A 12,961-nucleotide genomic window follows, 5' to 3' on the forward strand; every position below is an offset into this window, starting at 1 on the left:
CGTCACTCGGCTACGGTGAGGGCCGTGAGCGAGCAGAGCCCGAACCCCGAAACGACCGGCGCCAGCGGCGTCGGGCTGGCCACCGTCACGACCGACGGGACGGTCCTCGACACCTGGTACCCGCACCCGAAGCTGATCGAGAACGACGCTGCCGGTGCCAAAGGCACCGAACGCCTCGGCGTCGACGAGGCGAAGGAGCTCCTCGGCGAAGCCGCCGCGGCGCTGCTCGGCCCGGACACCGACCGCGGGGTCGAGGTCGTCGCCGTGCGCACCACGATCGGCAGGCTGGCCGACGCGCCCGCCGACACCCACGACATCTACCTGCGCCTGCACCTGCTCTCGCACCGGCTGGTCCGCCCGCACGGCCAGAGCCTCGACGGCATCTTCGGCCTGCTGGCCAACGTCGTGTGGACCAACCACGGCCCGTGCCCGGTCGAGGGCTTCGAGACGACCCGGCTGCGGCTGCGCTCGCGCGGCCCGGTCACCGTCTACAGCGTCGACAAGTTCCCGCGGATGGTCGACTACGTCATGCCGTCCGGCGTCCGGATCGGTGACGCCGACCGTGTCCGGCTCGGCGCGCACCTGGCGACCGGCACGACCGTGATGCACGAGGGCTTCGTCAACTTCAACGCCGGCACGCTCGGCGCGTCGATGGTCGAGGGCCGGATCTCGGCGGGCGTGGTCGTCGGCGACGGCTCGGACGTCGGCGGCGGCGCGTCGATCATGGGCACGCTTTCCGGCGGCGGCAAGGAAACGATCTCCCTTGGCGAGCGCTGCCTGATCGGCGCGAACGGCGGCGTCGGCATCTCGCTGGGCGACGACACGGTCGTCGAGGCGGGCCTGTACGTGACGGCGGGCACGAAGGTCGTCGTCGAGGGCAAGGTCGTCAAGGCCCGCGAGCTCAACGGCATTTCGGGCGCGGTGTTCCGCCGCAACTCGGCGACCGGCGCGGTCGAGGTCGTGGCCCGGACCGGCTCGGGTGTCGAGCTGAATGCGGCGCTGCACGCCAACGACTGAGTGCGTTCGGTCACTTACCATTCAGAGGTGACCACCGAATCGCTGCGTCGCACGCCGGCCGAGCTGGGGCTGCCGGACGCGCCCGTGGAAGCGCGTCCGGCCGACCCGGCGGTCCACCACGTGCGGGCCAAGCTCGACCGTGAGATCCGCGCGCTGCTGGCGCACGAACCCGGCACGCGCTCGGGCGCGGATCCCGAAGACCTGCACCAGATGCGGGTCGCGCTCCGGCGCATGCGCAGCGTGCTGAAGCTGTCCGGCAAGCTGGTCGGCGACGGCGCGGAACCGGTGCGCGCGGAGCTGGGCTGGCTCGGCCAGTCCCTCGGCGAGGTCCGCGACTACGACGTGCTGATCGGGCACCTGCGCGAGGTGATCGCGGACTTCGAGGTCCGCGACCAGGCGCCCGGCCGCCGGCTGGTGTCGGTGTTCGTCAGCGAGCGGGCCAACGCGAAGCGGCGCCTGACGCGGGCGCTGTCGAGCGCCCGGTACTCGACGTTGCTGCGCGAGGTGAGCCTGCTGACGCGGGCGTCCGCCGAGGTGGCCGACGAGCCGCACGACCTGATCACCGGTCTGGCGAAGCCGCACCGCAAGCTGGCGAAGGCGGTTCGCGCGCTGCCCGCGGATCCGCCGGACGACGACCTGCACGCGCTGCGCATCCACGGCAAGAAGCTGCGGTACGCGGCGGAGCTGGCCCAGACGTCGGCGAAGAAGAAGCAGGCGGCGAAGATCAAGACGCTGCTGAAGGCGACGAAGGACTTCCAGACGGTGCTGGGTGACCACCAGGACGCGGTGCTCGCGGCCGAGCGGCTGCGCACGGTCCTGGAGTCGGCGGACGGCCCGATGGGGTTCGTGGCCGGCCGCATCGCCGAGCGCGAGCTGGCCCGCCGGGCGGCGGCCCGCGCGGTCTGGCGCGACTCCTGGGCGGCGGTCGACACCGCGGCTCGAGCCCTGCACGCCTGACCAGCCCCCGCCGAACGTCATGAACGACTCTTTCAGTGCGTCGGACGTACTGAAAGAGTCGTTCATGACGTCGGCCGGCCCTCAGGAGATCGACCAGACGTAGTTGTCCGGCCGGATGAGCACCCGGCGGCCGTCGGTGGCCTCGTAAGCCGCGTACGCGTGGCCGCCCTCGTCGACCAGGTCCGTTCCGGTCGCGACGCTTCCCGTCGGCAGGATCCGGTACCCCGAAGTCGCGCCGTCGCCGAACACCAGCTCCGTCGCGTGCGGGCCGCGGAACAGCTCGAACAGGCGCACCCGCTTGCCGTTCGCGTCCACCAGCGGCGCGTCCGGTGCCCGGTCCCCCGGCCGCAGCGCGCCCGTCCCCGCCGGGGACAGCGGGCCGCCGCGGTAAGTGATGTCCAGCTGCTGCGTGTCCTCGCCCCGCCGGTGGGCGTCTTCGTCACCGTCGACGTACTTCTGCAGCAGGTCCGCCGAGACCCCCAGCACCCGGGCCGCGACCGCGCGCCGCTCGATTTCGTAGCTGTCCAGCAGCTCCGGTGACCCGTCCGCGAGCTTCCAGCCCAGGTTGTAGCCGTCCTGGACCCCGGTGTTCAGGCCCTGCCCGCCGGTCGGCGGGTGGACGTGCGCCGCGTCGCCGGCCAGGAACACGCGGCCGTCGCGGAAGCGGGCCGCCAGCCGGACGTTCGGCCGCCACACCGTCGACCAGGCCAGGTCGGACAGCACCACCGTCCCGCCCGAAAGCGCGTCGAGCCGGGCCTGGACCGCGGGCAACGCCGTCTCGACGTCGGTCTCGCCCTCGCCGAGCGGCGCGCCGAACTGGAAGTGCGGGGTGCCCGGCAGCGGGCTGAACATCATGCCGCTCATCGGCTCGTCCGGCGTCGCGAACCAGTGGCCGTGGTTCCGGTCCAATCCCGAGGCCACGACGTCGCCGAGCAGCATCCGGATCGACTCGTCGGTCGTGCCCTCGAACGCGATCCCCAGCGTCTTGCGCACGAAGCTCTTGCCGCCGTCGGCGCCGACCAGGTACTCCGCGCGGACCGTTTCGCCCGTGCTCAGCGTCGCCGTGACACCGTCGGCGTCCTGCTCGAAGCCGGTCAGCGCGGTGTTCAGCTCGACGCGCACGCCGAACTCGGCCAGCCGGTCGCGCAGGATGCCCTCGGTCTGCGACTGGCCGAGGAACCAGCCGGTCGGGTACGGCTTCGACGGCGTCGGCTCGACCGGGTCGAACATCATCCGCTCGCCGACCACCTCGCCGCCGAGGTGGATCTTCATCGGCACCGGGGCCATGCCCGCGGCCAGCACCGCGTCCAGCACGCCCAGGTCCTCGAACACCTCCAGCGTGCGCGGCTGCATCCCGTCGCCGCGCGAGCCGGCGAAGTACGTCTCGGCCTTGTCGATGATCCGCACGGCGACGTCGCGCCGCGCCAGCTCGATGGCCAGCGTCAGCCCGGTCGGTCCCGCTCCCGCGATCAACACCCGTGTGTCCATGTCACCCTCCCAGTGAATTTCGATTCAGTGAATCTGGATTCAGCATGACGCTGCTAGCGTCCCGTGTCAAGGAGGTGGCGGTGAACCGCAAGGAGAAGGCCGCGGAGACCGAGGCCGCGCTCAAGGCCGCGGCCAAGCGCGTCTTCGCCCGCAAGGGCTACCTGAACACGAAGATCACCGACATCACCGCCGAGGCGGGCCGGGCCGCGGGGTCGTTCTACAACCACTTCGCGGGCAAGGAAGAGCTCCTTGAGGCGCTCATGGCCGACATCGCGGCGTCAGGCGACGAGAGCGCCGACAGCGAAGACCACCTGGCCGACTTCAGCGACCCGGCGGCCGTGCGCTGGCACGTCAAGCAGTACTGGGACTTCTACCGGGACAACGCCGCGACCATGCTGGCCCTGCGCCAGGCAGCGATGGTCAGCGAGTCGTTCGCGCGCACGGTGGCGCGCTTCGGCGCGTCCCAGGCGGCCGACCTCGACGACCACCTCGCGCACATCACGCGCGCCGGCCTGCGGCTGCCGGCCGACCCGGACCGCTGCGGCATGCTGATCTACCACCTCGTCGACTCGTTCGCGGCGACGTGGCTGCACGGCGCGGCCCCGGCCGGGACCGCGCCGACCGACGAAGAAGCCGTCGAGATGCTGACGCGGTTCGTCTACCGGGGCCTCACCGGCCGCGACTACTGAGTGAGCCGCTCCACCGCGGCGTCGACGCGCTCGTCCGTCGCGGTCAGCGCGACGCGGACGTGCTTGCCGCCCTTCGGGCCGTAGAACGTCCCGGGCGCGACCAGGATGCCGCGCTCGGCCAGCCACCGGACGGTCGCGGCCGAGTCCTCGTCGCGGGTGGCCCAGAGGTAGAGGCCCGCTTCGGAGTGGTCGATGTGGAAGCCGTTGTCCAGCAAGGCCTTGCGCAGGACGAGCCGGCGGCGCGCGTAGCGCTCGCGCTGCACTTCCAGTGCCTCGTCGTCGGCCAGTGCGGCGACCATGGCCTCCTGGACCGGGCGCGGCACGATCATGCCCGCGTGCTTGCGCACTTCCAGCAGCTGCTTGACCAGGCGCGGGTCACCGGTCAGGAACCCGGCGCGGTAGCTGGCCAGGTTCGCCGACTTCGACAGCGAGTGCACCGCGATCAGCCCGTCGGTCCGGCCGTCGCAGACGTCCGGGTGAAGTACCGACCGCGGGTCGGACTCCCAGCCGAGCGCCAGGTAGCACTCGTCGGAAACCACGACGACGTCGCGCTCGCGCGCCCACTCGACGACCTTGCGCAGGTGCTCGACCGGCAGCACCTGGCCGGTCGGGTTGGACGGCGAGTTCAGCCAGATCATCGCCGGCTTCTGCGGGCCGAGCGCGACCGTGCTGTCGGCACGCAGGATCGAGGCGCCCGCCAGCAGCACGCCGACCTCGTACGTCGGGTACGCCAGCTCCGGGATGACGACGAGGTCGCCGGGGCCGAAGCCGAGCAGCCGCGGCAGCCAGGCCACGGCCTCCTTGGACCCGATCGTCGGCAGCACGGCGTCCGGCTCGATGCCGTCGACGCCGTGCCGCCGCGAAAGCGCGCCGCGCGCGGCTTCCCGCAGGGCCGGGATGCCGTGGGTGGTCGGGTACCCGGGGATCTCCGAGACCGACGCGAGCGCCTCGCGGATGCGGTCCGGGACCGGGTCGACCGGCGTGCCGATGGAGAGGTCGACGACCCCACCGGGATGCGCCTGCGCCGTGGCCTTGACCTCGGCGAGCGAATCCCAGGGGAAGTCGGGCAGCGCGATCCGGTTCATTCGCCCTGCGGGGGCAGCGCCTTGACGAAGGCCGGGTCGTGCGCGGTCTTGCCCACCTTGGACGCGCCGCCGGGCGAGCCCAGCTCGTCGAAGAAGTCGACGTTGGCCTTGGTGTAGTCCGACCAGTTGTCCGGGACGTCGTCCTCGTAGTAGATCGCCTCGACCGGGCAGACCGGCTCGCAGGCGCCGCAGTCGACGCACTCGTCCGGGTGGATGTACAGCATCCGCTCGCCCTCGTAGATGCAGTCCACGGGGCACTCGTCGATACACGCCTTGTCGAGCACGTCGACGCAGGGCTCGGCGATCACGTAGGTCACTGCGCACTCCTGCTTATCTCTGCAAAGACAGTCTCTGCAAACAGCCAGTCCGTGCCGACATTACGCGGCGTCGGCACCCGTTCGGTTGGTGAGGCAAGCCTTAGCCATACTCCGGGTATGGGACTCACCTCTCCCGGCGGCGCGGGGGCGGGGTGGCCCGGGCGTCGCCGGTGATGACGAAGCGCGGCTTGGGGGCCTCGCCCGCGTCACTTTCGGTCTTCTTCTCCCCCACAGCTCGGTTGAACCCTTCGGCGATCTCGTCGACGAGCTTCTCGTTGTGCCGCTCGTCCTTGCGCTGGATACCCACGCCTCACCTCCTGCGGAAATCCGCTCCCGCGGCGTTCACCGTCTCCGTCACAATCTAGCGGTGAACGCCCGCGAGACGCTCGAAATCACCTGCAGCAAAGCATGGCCGCCCCTGGTCGAGGATCCCTTGGGTGAGTGGCACCTGCGCTGGGCGGACGGCTTCACCGGGCGTGCCAACAGCGCACTGGCCGTGGGCGACCCCGGCCGCCCGCTCCCCGAGGCCCTGCGAGCGGTGTGTGATTTCGCCCACGATCGGGGGATCGCCCCGATGGTGCAGGTCGTCCGGGACAGCCCGAACGAGCACGCCATCCGCGACTCCGGGTGGGTCCAGGCCACCGGGCACGGCGCCGGCCACGAGGTCATCGTCCTCACAAGGCGGCACTTTCACGTGAAAGTGCCGCCCCCAAGTGGGCACTTTCACGTGAAAGTGCCCGATGAGGCGCCGCCGGGGTGGTGGGGGCTGGCGATGCGGCCTGGCGAGGACTCCCCCGCCGCCCGGCAGGTCCTGAGCGGCGGGAAGATCGGCTACGGCGCCGCGGTGGTCGACGGCGTGCTCGCCGGGGTCGTCCGGGGTGCCCTGGTCGACGACTGGCTGCACATCGGCAGGCTCGAAGTCGCCCCGGCCTTCCGCCGCCGCGGGCTGGCGTCCGCGCTGATGGGCGCGGTGCAGGCGTGGGGTGTGGAACACGGGGCGGCCCACGCGGTGTTGCAGGTCGCGGAGGGGAATTCGGGCGCGCTCGCGCTCTACGCGGGGCTCGGATACGCCCCGCACCACAGATACCGGTACTGGGTGCCCGCACCCGGCTCGTGCGAGGATTCGACGTCGTGAAGATCGTGGTAGTGGTCGGCGGAGTGGGCGGGGCCCGCTTCCTGCTGGGTGTCAAGGCGGCGCTGGGCATGCCCGCCGAAGGTTCGGCGGACTCGCCGCACGAGGTGACGGCGCTGGTCAACACCGGCGACGACGTCTGGATGCACGGGCTGCGGATCTGTCCCGACCTGGACACCTGCATGTACACCCTGGGCGGCGGGATCGACAAAGAACGCGGCTGGGGGCACTCGGGCGAGACCTGGGTCGTCAAGGAGGAGCTGGCCGCCTACGGCGCCGAGCCGACCTGGTTCGGCCTCGGCGACAAGGACATCGCCACCCACCTGATCCGGTCGCGGATGCTGCGCGCGGGCTACCCGCTCTCGGCGGTCACCGAGGCCCTGTGCGACCGCTGGCAGCCCGGCGTCCGGCTGCTGCCGATGTCCGACGACCGCGTCGAGACGCACGTCGTGATCGACGACCCGGAGCAGGAGGGCCAGCAGAAGGCCGTCCACTTCCAGGAGTGGTGGGTGCGCTACCGCGCCGAGCCGAAGGCGCACTCGATCGTCGCGGTCGGCAACGACGAGGCCAAGCCCGCGCCGGGCGTGCTGGAGGCGATCAAGGAGGCCGACGCGGTGCTGTTCGCGCCGTCGAACCCGGTCGTCTCGGTCGGGACCGTGCTGGGCGTGCCCGGGGTGCGGGACGCGCTGCGCAAGACGTCGGCCGGTGTCGTCGGGGTGTCGCCGATCATCGGAGGCAAGGCGCTGCGCGGGATGGCCGACGCGTGCCTGACCGCGATCGGCGTCGAGACGTCGGCCGAGGCCGTCGGCCGGCACTACGGCTCCCGGAAGGACGGCGGCGTGCTCGACGGCTGGCTGATCGCCGAGGGCGAGACGGCCGACGTGCCGGGCGTGACCGTCCGCGACGTCCCGCTGCTGATGTCCGATGTGGACGCGACCGCGGCGATGGCCCGCGCCGCCCTCGAACTGGCTGGAGCCCCTGTTGAGTGACCACGCTTCCCCCAAGCTGGAGATCCTGCCCGTCACCGGGCTGCCGGAGTTCCGCCCCGGCGACGACCTCACCGGCGCGATCGCGGCCGCCGCGCCCTGGCTGCGTTCCGGCGACGTCCTGGTCGTGACCAGCAAGATCGTCTCGAAGGCCGAGGGCAGGCTCGTGCGCGTGCCGTCGGACCCCGAAGCCCGCGACGCCGAGCGCCGGAAGCTCGTCGAGCAGGAGGCCGTGCGGATCGTGGCGCGGATCGCGCGCACGGTGATCACCCAGAACCACCTGGGGATCGTGCAGGCCGCGTCCGGCATCGACGCGTCCAATGTGGCCGGTGACGAGGTCGCGCTGCTGCCCGCCGACCCGGACGCGTCGGCGCTGGCGCTGCGCAACGGGCTGCGCGAGCGGCTCGGCGTCGAGGTCGCCGTCGTCGTCACCGACACGATGGGCCGCGCGTGGCGGGTCGGGCAGACCGACGCCGCCATCGGCTCGTCCGGGCTGCGCGTGCTGCACGCCTACCGCGGGCAGGTCGACGGGCAGGGCAACGAGCTGGCCGTCACCGAGGTCGCCGTCGCCGACGAGCTCGCCTCGGCCGCCGACCTGGTCAAGGGCAAGCTGGGCGGGACGCCGGTCGCGGTGGTCCGCGGGCTTTCGATCGAGGACGACGGCTCGACCGCGCGCGATCTGATCCGCCCGCTGGAGGAGGACCTCTTCCGGCTGGGCGCCAACGAAGCCGTGGCGCAGGGCCGGCGCGAGGCCGTCCCGGCCCGGCGGTCGGTGCGGCAGTTCGCGGACGAGCCGGTCTCCCCGACCTCGATCCGGCGGGCGGTGGGTTCGGCGCTGACCGCGCCCGCGCCGCACCACACGCACCCGGTCCGGTTCGTCTGGCTGCGCGACTCCGGCGTCCGGAAGAAGCTGCTGGACGCCATGCGCGAGTCGTGGCAGGCCGACCTCGAGTCCGACGAATTCACCCCGGAGCAGATCGCGAAGCGGCTCAGCCGGGGCGACATCCTGTACCGGGCCCCGGAAGTCGTCATCCCGTTCCTGGTCCCGGACGGCGCGCACGCCTACCGCGACGACCGCCGCAACGACTGCGAGAAGACGATGTTCACCGTGGCCGGCGGCGCCGCGGTGCAGGGCCTGCTGGTCGCGCTGGCGGCCGAGGGCCTGGGGTCGTGCTGGATCGGGTCGACGATCTTCGCCGCGGACATCGTCCGTGACGTCCTCGGCCTCGACGAGCGCTGGCAGCCGCTGGGCTCGGTCGCCATCGGCGTCCCGCTCACCGAGCCGGCACCGCGGGCCCCGGCACTGGCCGGGGAAGGGCTGCTGGAGCTGTGAGCCTGCACGCGGACGCCGTCACGACGCTGGCGGCGTGGCGGCCTGCTTCGACGTCCCAGGAGTCGCTGCGGCAGGCGTTCCTCGGGTTTCTCGCCGCTCGCTCGGACTCGTGTGAGCGGTCCTGCGCGGCCGGGCACCTGACGGCGTCGGCGGTGGTCCTGGACCACACGGGCACGCAGGTGCTGCTGACGCTGCACCCGAGGGTCGGGCGCTGGCTGCAGCTGGGTGGCCACTGCGAGCCGTCGGACGCGTCGCTGGCCGGCGCGGCGCTGCGGGAGGCGACGGAGGAGTCGGGGATTCCTGGGCTGCGGCTGTCCCCGGAGCCGGTCCACCTCGACGTCCACCCGATCACGTGCTCGCTGGGGGTACCCACCCGGCACTTCGACGTCCGGTTCGCGGTGCACGCCCCGCCGGGCGTATCGCCCGTGCGCAGCGAAGAGTCCGACGACCTGCGGTGGTGGCCGGCGGACGCGCTGCCGGCGGGGTCGGAAGATCTCGCCGATCTGGTGAAAGCGGCCGTTCCTGTCGGTGCCGGGCGATAACCTGGTCCGCGGACAGGGAGGGACCACATGGCTACACAGTTCCCGGAGCGGGTGCACTACCACTCCGGCGGTGGCGGCGACACCGGCGTGTTCGGGTACATCGTGCTCGGGCTCATCGTGCTGGGCATCATCGTGTTCATCATCGCGGTGATCGTCCGGGTGTCGAAGATGCGCCGCGAAGAGGCGATGAAGCAGGGTGGGCAGTTCCCACCGAACCCGGGTTTCCCGCCGCAGCAAGGGTTTGCCGCGCCCGCGCCGGGGTTCGCGGCCGCGGGTTCGCCGGCGGCGCAGGGGTTTGCGCAGCCGGGGTTCGCGCCGGAGGGTTCGCCGGCGCAGGGGTTCGCGCCCGCAGGTTCGCCGGCGCAGGGCTTTGCGCAGCCGGGGTTCGCGCCGGAGGGTTCGCCGGCGCAGGGTTTCGCGCAGCCGGGGTTCGCGCCCGCGGGTCCGCCGTCGCCGGGGTTCGCGCCCGCGGGATCGCCGTCGCAGGGGTTTGCCCAGCCGGGGTTCGCGCCGCCGGGGTACCCGCCGCCCTCGCCGCAGCAGGGATTCCCGCAGCAGCCGCCGGGATACCCGCCGGCGCCGCAGCAGTACGCGCCGCAGGGGCCGTCTTTCCCGCCGCAGCAGCAGCTGCCAGGGCCGGGAGCGGGGCCGCAGAGCTGGTGATCGTCCCCTTCGACAGCGGTTCGCCGGTCCCGCCGTACGAGCAGGTCCGGAGCGGGCTCGCGGCGCGGATCAACGACCGGAGCCTGGCCGTGGGCACCAAGCTGCCCACGGTCCGGCAGCTGGCGGCCGACCTGGGCATCGCCCCGAACACGGTGGCTCGCGCCTACCGCGAGCTGGAGGAAGCGGGCCTGATCGAGACACGCGGCCGCGCGGGCAGCTTCGTCGCGGCGGCGGGCGACCAGAGCCGCCGACGGGCCCAGCAGGCCGCGGCGGAGTACGCGAAGACCACCCGTAAGCTCGGCCTCGACGACACCGAGGCGCTGTCGATCGTCCGCGCCGCACTCGACGAGGGGACGGCGTCATGATCGGGGTCCCGGTACTCCTGCTGCTGATCCTGGTGGTGGCCGCGGCGGTGATCGCCCTCGTCGTGGTCCTCGTGATCAAGGCGGGCAAGCCGAAGCAGCCGCCATACCCGGGGCAGCAGGGTTACCCGCCGCAGCAAGGCTTCCCGGGCCAGCAGGGTTACGGCGGGCCGCAGCAGGGCTACCCGGGCCACCCCGGTCAGCGGCCGCCGTTCCCGCCGGGCCAGCAGCCGCCGTACCCGCCCCCACCGGGTGGCTACCCTCCTCCGCAGCAGTAGCGAACCGTCATGAACGACTCTTTCATGGCGCCTGATGTCAGGAAAGAGTCGTTCATGACATCCGGAAGCCGCCCTCACATCGCGCGGTAGTCGCGCAGCTCGATCCGCGGCCCGAACCGCGGCCGCGTGTGCCCCGCGGCCTCCAGGTACCGCACCGCCCGCTGCCGCTGCGGCGCGTACGGTGCCAGCACCTCGGCCATGCCCGCGTCGTCGAGTTTCGTGCCCAGCACGGCGTTCCCGACCATCGACGGGATGTTGTAGTCCCCGAAGCTCACCGCGTCCGGGTCGCCCCAGGCGCGCTGGGCGATCTCCGCCGCCGTCCACACCCCGATGCCCGGGACCTGGCGCAGCCAGTGCCGTCCCTCGAGCCCGCGCAGCTCCACCGCGCGCTCCAGGTGCGGCGCGATCCGGGCCGCGTTCAGCAGGGCCGTCCGGCGCTTGATGTCGACGCCCGCGCGGTGCCAGTGCCAGTCCGGCAGGGCCAGCACCGCCGAGGGCGACGGCGGCACGCGCAGCCGCTCCGGCGCCGGGCCCGGGGGGCGCGCGCCGAACCGGCGGCACAGCTCCGCCCACGACCGGATCGCCTCCTTGCCCGCCACCTTCTGCTCCAGCACGGCGAGCACCAGCCAGTCCCACACCACCCCGGTCGCCCCGAGCCGCAGCCCCGGGTTCGCCCGCCGGGCCCGCGCGACGACGTCGTGGTGCGCGACGAACCCGGCATCGTCGTCGTCGGCGCCCAGCAGCGCGGGCACCCCGCTCAACAGCCGGTCCTTCGCGGCGCCCCAGGCCGCGGCCTCGATCCGGCCGTCGGACAACCGGCGCAGCGCCAGCGTGCCGGGGCCGTCGGGCGTGTTCGACGCGAGCCAGGTGATGCCGCGCTCGTCGGTGAGGATGTTGAGCGACCCGCGGCCGCGCTTCAGCGGCCCCAGGACCCGGCCCAGGTCGACCTCGAACGCGGGACGCCAGAACATCGGGCTACGCGTCGCTCGAGAACCGGACGGAACCGTCGGGCAGGACGACGTCCGGCCAGACGCGGGCGCCGTCCAGGAGCTCGCAGCCGGCCCCGACTGACACCCCGTCGCCCAGCACCACGCCGCGCAGCACCGCGCCGGCCCCCACCCGCGCGCCGTGCCCGAGCACCGAGCGCTCGACGATCGCGCCCTCGGAGACGGCCGCGCCGTCGAACAGGACCGAGCCGTCGATCTTCGCGCGCGAGCCGACCACCGCGGCGACGCCGATCGTCGAACCGCCGGACAGCTGGGCGTCCTCGGCGACCGACGCGCCGTCGAGCACCAGGAAGTCGCCGGGACGGCCGGGCAGCGCCGACGTCGGCGCCAGGCCGCGCACCAGGTCGGCCGAGCCGCGCACGAACGCCTCCGGCGTGCCGACGTCCAGCCAGTAGGAGCTGTCGACGAACCCCTGGATGTGCGCGCCCTGCTCCAGCAGCTGCGGGAACGTCTCGCGCTCGACCGACACCCGCCGTCCGGTCGGGATGGCCTCGATCACCGGGCGGCGGAAGACGTAGCAGCCGGCGTTGATCTGGTCGGTCGGCGGGTTCGGCGTCTTCTCGAGGAACGCCTGGACGCGCCCGGTCTCGTCGGTCGGCACCGAGCCGAACCGGCTGGGGTCCGGGACGCGCTGCAGGTGCAGTGTGACGTCGGCCTCGGACTCGCGGTGGACGCGCAGCTGCTCGCCGAGGTCCGAGCCGGAGATGATGTCGCCGTTGAAGACAATCACGTGGTCGGCCCGCAGCTTGTCGTAGACGTTCCGGATGGCGCCCGCGGTGTCGAGCGGCTCCTCCTCGACGACGTACTCCAGGTCGAGGCCGAGGGACTTGCCGTCGCCGAAGTACTCCTCGAACACCTCCGCCCGGTAGCTCGTGCCCAGCACGACGTGCCGGATGCCGGCCTCGCGGATGCGGGAGAACAGGTGGCTCAGGTACGGCGTCCCGGCGGTCGGGAGCATCGGCTTCGGTGCCGAAAGGGTGAGCGGCCGCAGCCGGGTGCCCTTGCCGCCGACCAGCACGACGGCGTCGACAGCGTCGGTTCGGACCTCGGACATCACGGAAATCTCCCTCTTGTATCACGCACCGCTGAGCGACAAGCCGCGGGA

16 protein-coding genes are annotated in these 12,961 nt (G+C 72.6%); 10 read left to right on the forward strand and 6 right to left on the reverse strand.

The features are described from left to right. Positions 1-24: 24 nt before the first annotated feature. Positions 25-1,017 carry a 2,3,4,5-tetrahydropyridine-2,6-dicarboxylate N-succinyltransferase gene (dapD, locus tag BLW76_RS03560; protein ID WP_091304412.1) on the forward strand — a complete coding sequence of 331 codons (993 nt, stop codon included), beginning with the start codon at positions 25-27 and terminating at the stop codon, positions 1,015-1,017. A 27-nt stretch (positions 1,018-1,044) separates the two neighbouring features. Continuing rightward, positions 1,045-1,974, forward strand: a complete 930-nt coding sequence (locus BLW76_RS03565) for a CHAD domain-containing protein (RefSeq protein WP_091304413.1) — start codon at positions 1,045-1,047, stop codon at positions 1,972-1,974. Positions 1,975-2,055: 81 nt separating this feature from the next. Here the strand turns inward: BLW76_RS03565 and BLW76_RS03570 are convergent, their stop codons facing one another. Next, a complete protein-coding gene (locus BLW76_RS03570; protein WP_091304414.1) occupies positions 2,056-3,462 on the reverse strand; it encodes an FAD-dependent monooxygenase in 1,407 nt (468 codons plus the stop codon). Positions 3,463-3,506: 44 nt separating this feature from the next. Here BLW76_RS03570 and BLW76_RS03575 point away from each other — a divergent pair, with 44 nt between their 5' ends. Then, positions 3,507-4,151, forward strand: a complete 645-nt coding sequence (locus BLW76_RS03575) for a TetR/AcrR family transcriptional regulator (RefSeq protein ID WP_091304415.1) — start codon at positions 3,507-3,509, stop codon at positions 4,149-4,151. Here BLW76_RS03575 and dapC read toward each other — a convergent pair. The 3 genes from dapC to BLW76_RS03590 all read right to left on the reverse strand — a co-directional run bounded on the left by dapC (position 4,145) and on the right by BLW76_RS03590 (position 5,860). Further along, positions 4,145-5,236, reverse strand: a complete 1,092-nt coding sequence (gene dapC / locus BLW76_RS03580) for a succinyldiaminopimelate transaminase (protein WP_091304416.1) — start codon at positions 5,234-5,236, stop codon at positions 4,145-4,147. The genes BLW76_RS03575 and dapC overlap by 7 nt on opposite strands. Beyond that, a complete protein-coding gene (gene fdxA, locus BLW76_RS03585; RefSeq protein WP_091304417.1) occupies positions 5,233-5,553 on the reverse strand; it encodes a ferredoxin in 321 nt (106 codons plus the stop codon). The genes dapC and fdxA overlap by 4 nt, the downstream gene beginning before the upstream one ends. 124 nt (positions 5,554-5,677) lie before the next feature. Beyond that, on the reverse strand, positions 5,678-5,860 hold the full coding sequence (locus tag BLW76_RS03590; RefSeq protein WP_091304418.1) for a hypothetical protein: 183 nt from the start codon (positions 5,858-5,860) through the stop codon (positions 5,678-5,680). A gap of 60 nt (positions 5,861-5,920) precedes the next feature. Between BLW76_RS03590 and BLW76_RS03595 the strand changes: the two genes are divergently transcribed. From BLW76_RS03595 to BLW76_RS03625, 7 genes are read left to right on the forward strand one after another with little or no spacing between them, the layout of a single operon-like run. Next, the gene (locus BLW76_RS03595) at positions 5,921-6,688 is read left to right on the forward strand and encodes a GNAT family N-acetyltransferase (RefSeq protein ID WP_091304419.1); all 768 of its coding nucleotides are present in this window, start codon (positions 5,921-5,923) and stop codon (positions 6,686-6,688) included. Continuing rightward, positions 6,685-7,674, forward strand: coding sequence for a 2-phospho-L-lactate transferase (cofD, locus tag BLW76_RS03600; RefSeq protein ID WP_091304742.1), 990 nt, complete (start codon positions 6,685-6,687; stop codon positions 7,672-7,674). The genes BLW76_RS03595 and cofD overlap by 4 nt, the downstream gene beginning before the upstream one ends. Further along, the gene (locus BLW76_RS03605) at positions 7,610-9,004 is read left to right on the forward strand and encodes a coenzyme F420-0:L-glutamate ligase (RefSeq protein ID WP_091304420.1); all 1,395 of its coding nucleotides are present in this window, start codon (positions 7,610-7,612) and stop codon (positions 9,002-9,004) included. Before cofD ends, BLW76_RS03605 begins: the two co-directional genes overlap by 65 nt. Continuing rightward, on the forward strand, positions 9,001-9,546 hold the full coding sequence (locus BLW76_RS03610) for an NUDIX hydrolase (RefSeq protein ID WP_091304421.1): 546 nt from the start codon (positions 9,001-9,003) through the stop codon (positions 9,544-9,546). Before BLW76_RS03605 ends, BLW76_RS03610 begins: the two co-directional genes overlap by 4 nt. A 27-nt stretch (positions 9,547-9,573) precedes the next feature. Then, the gene (locus BLW76_RS03615) at positions 9,574-10,209 is read left to right on the forward strand and encodes a hypothetical protein (protein ID WP_091304422.1); all 636 of its coding nucleotides are present in this window, start codon (positions 9,574-9,576) and stop codon (positions 10,207-10,209) included. Further along, entirely contained in the window at positions 10,206-10,574 is a 369-nt protein-coding gene (locus tag BLW76_RS03620; protein WP_091304423.1) for a GntR family transcriptional regulator, read from the forward strand. Before BLW76_RS03615 ends, BLW76_RS03620 begins: the two co-directional genes overlap by 4 nt. After that, entirely contained in the window at positions 10,571-10,849 is a 279-nt protein-coding gene (locus BLW76_RS03625; protein ID WP_091304424.1) for a hypothetical protein, read from the forward strand. Before BLW76_RS03620 ends, BLW76_RS03625 begins: the two co-directional genes overlap by 4 nt. 74 nt (positions 10,850-10,923) lie before the next feature. On the opposite strand, the gene BLW76_RS03630 is transcribed toward BLW76_RS03625, so the two are convergent. Beyond that, complete coding sequence (locus BLW76_RS03630; protein ID WP_091304425.1) at positions 10,924-11,820, reverse strand: DNA-3-methyladenine glycosylase family protein; 897 nt, start codon at positions 11,818-11,820, stop codon at positions 10,924-10,926. 4 nt (positions 11,821-11,824) lie between these two features. Further along, positions 11,825-12,913 (reverse strand): mannose-1-phosphate guanylyltransferase, encoded by a 1,089-nt coding sequence (gene manB / locus BLW76_RS03635; RefSeq protein ID WP_091304426.1) that lies wholly within the window; start codon positions 12,911-12,913, stop codon positions 11,825-11,827. Positions 12,914-12,961: the final 48 nt, after the last annotated feature.

The organism is Amycolatopsis tolypomycina (genome assembly GCF_900105945.1).
Lineage (GTDB): Bacteria > Actinomycetota > Actinomycetes > Mycobacteriales > Pseudonocardiaceae > Amycolatopsis > Amycolatopsis tolypomycina.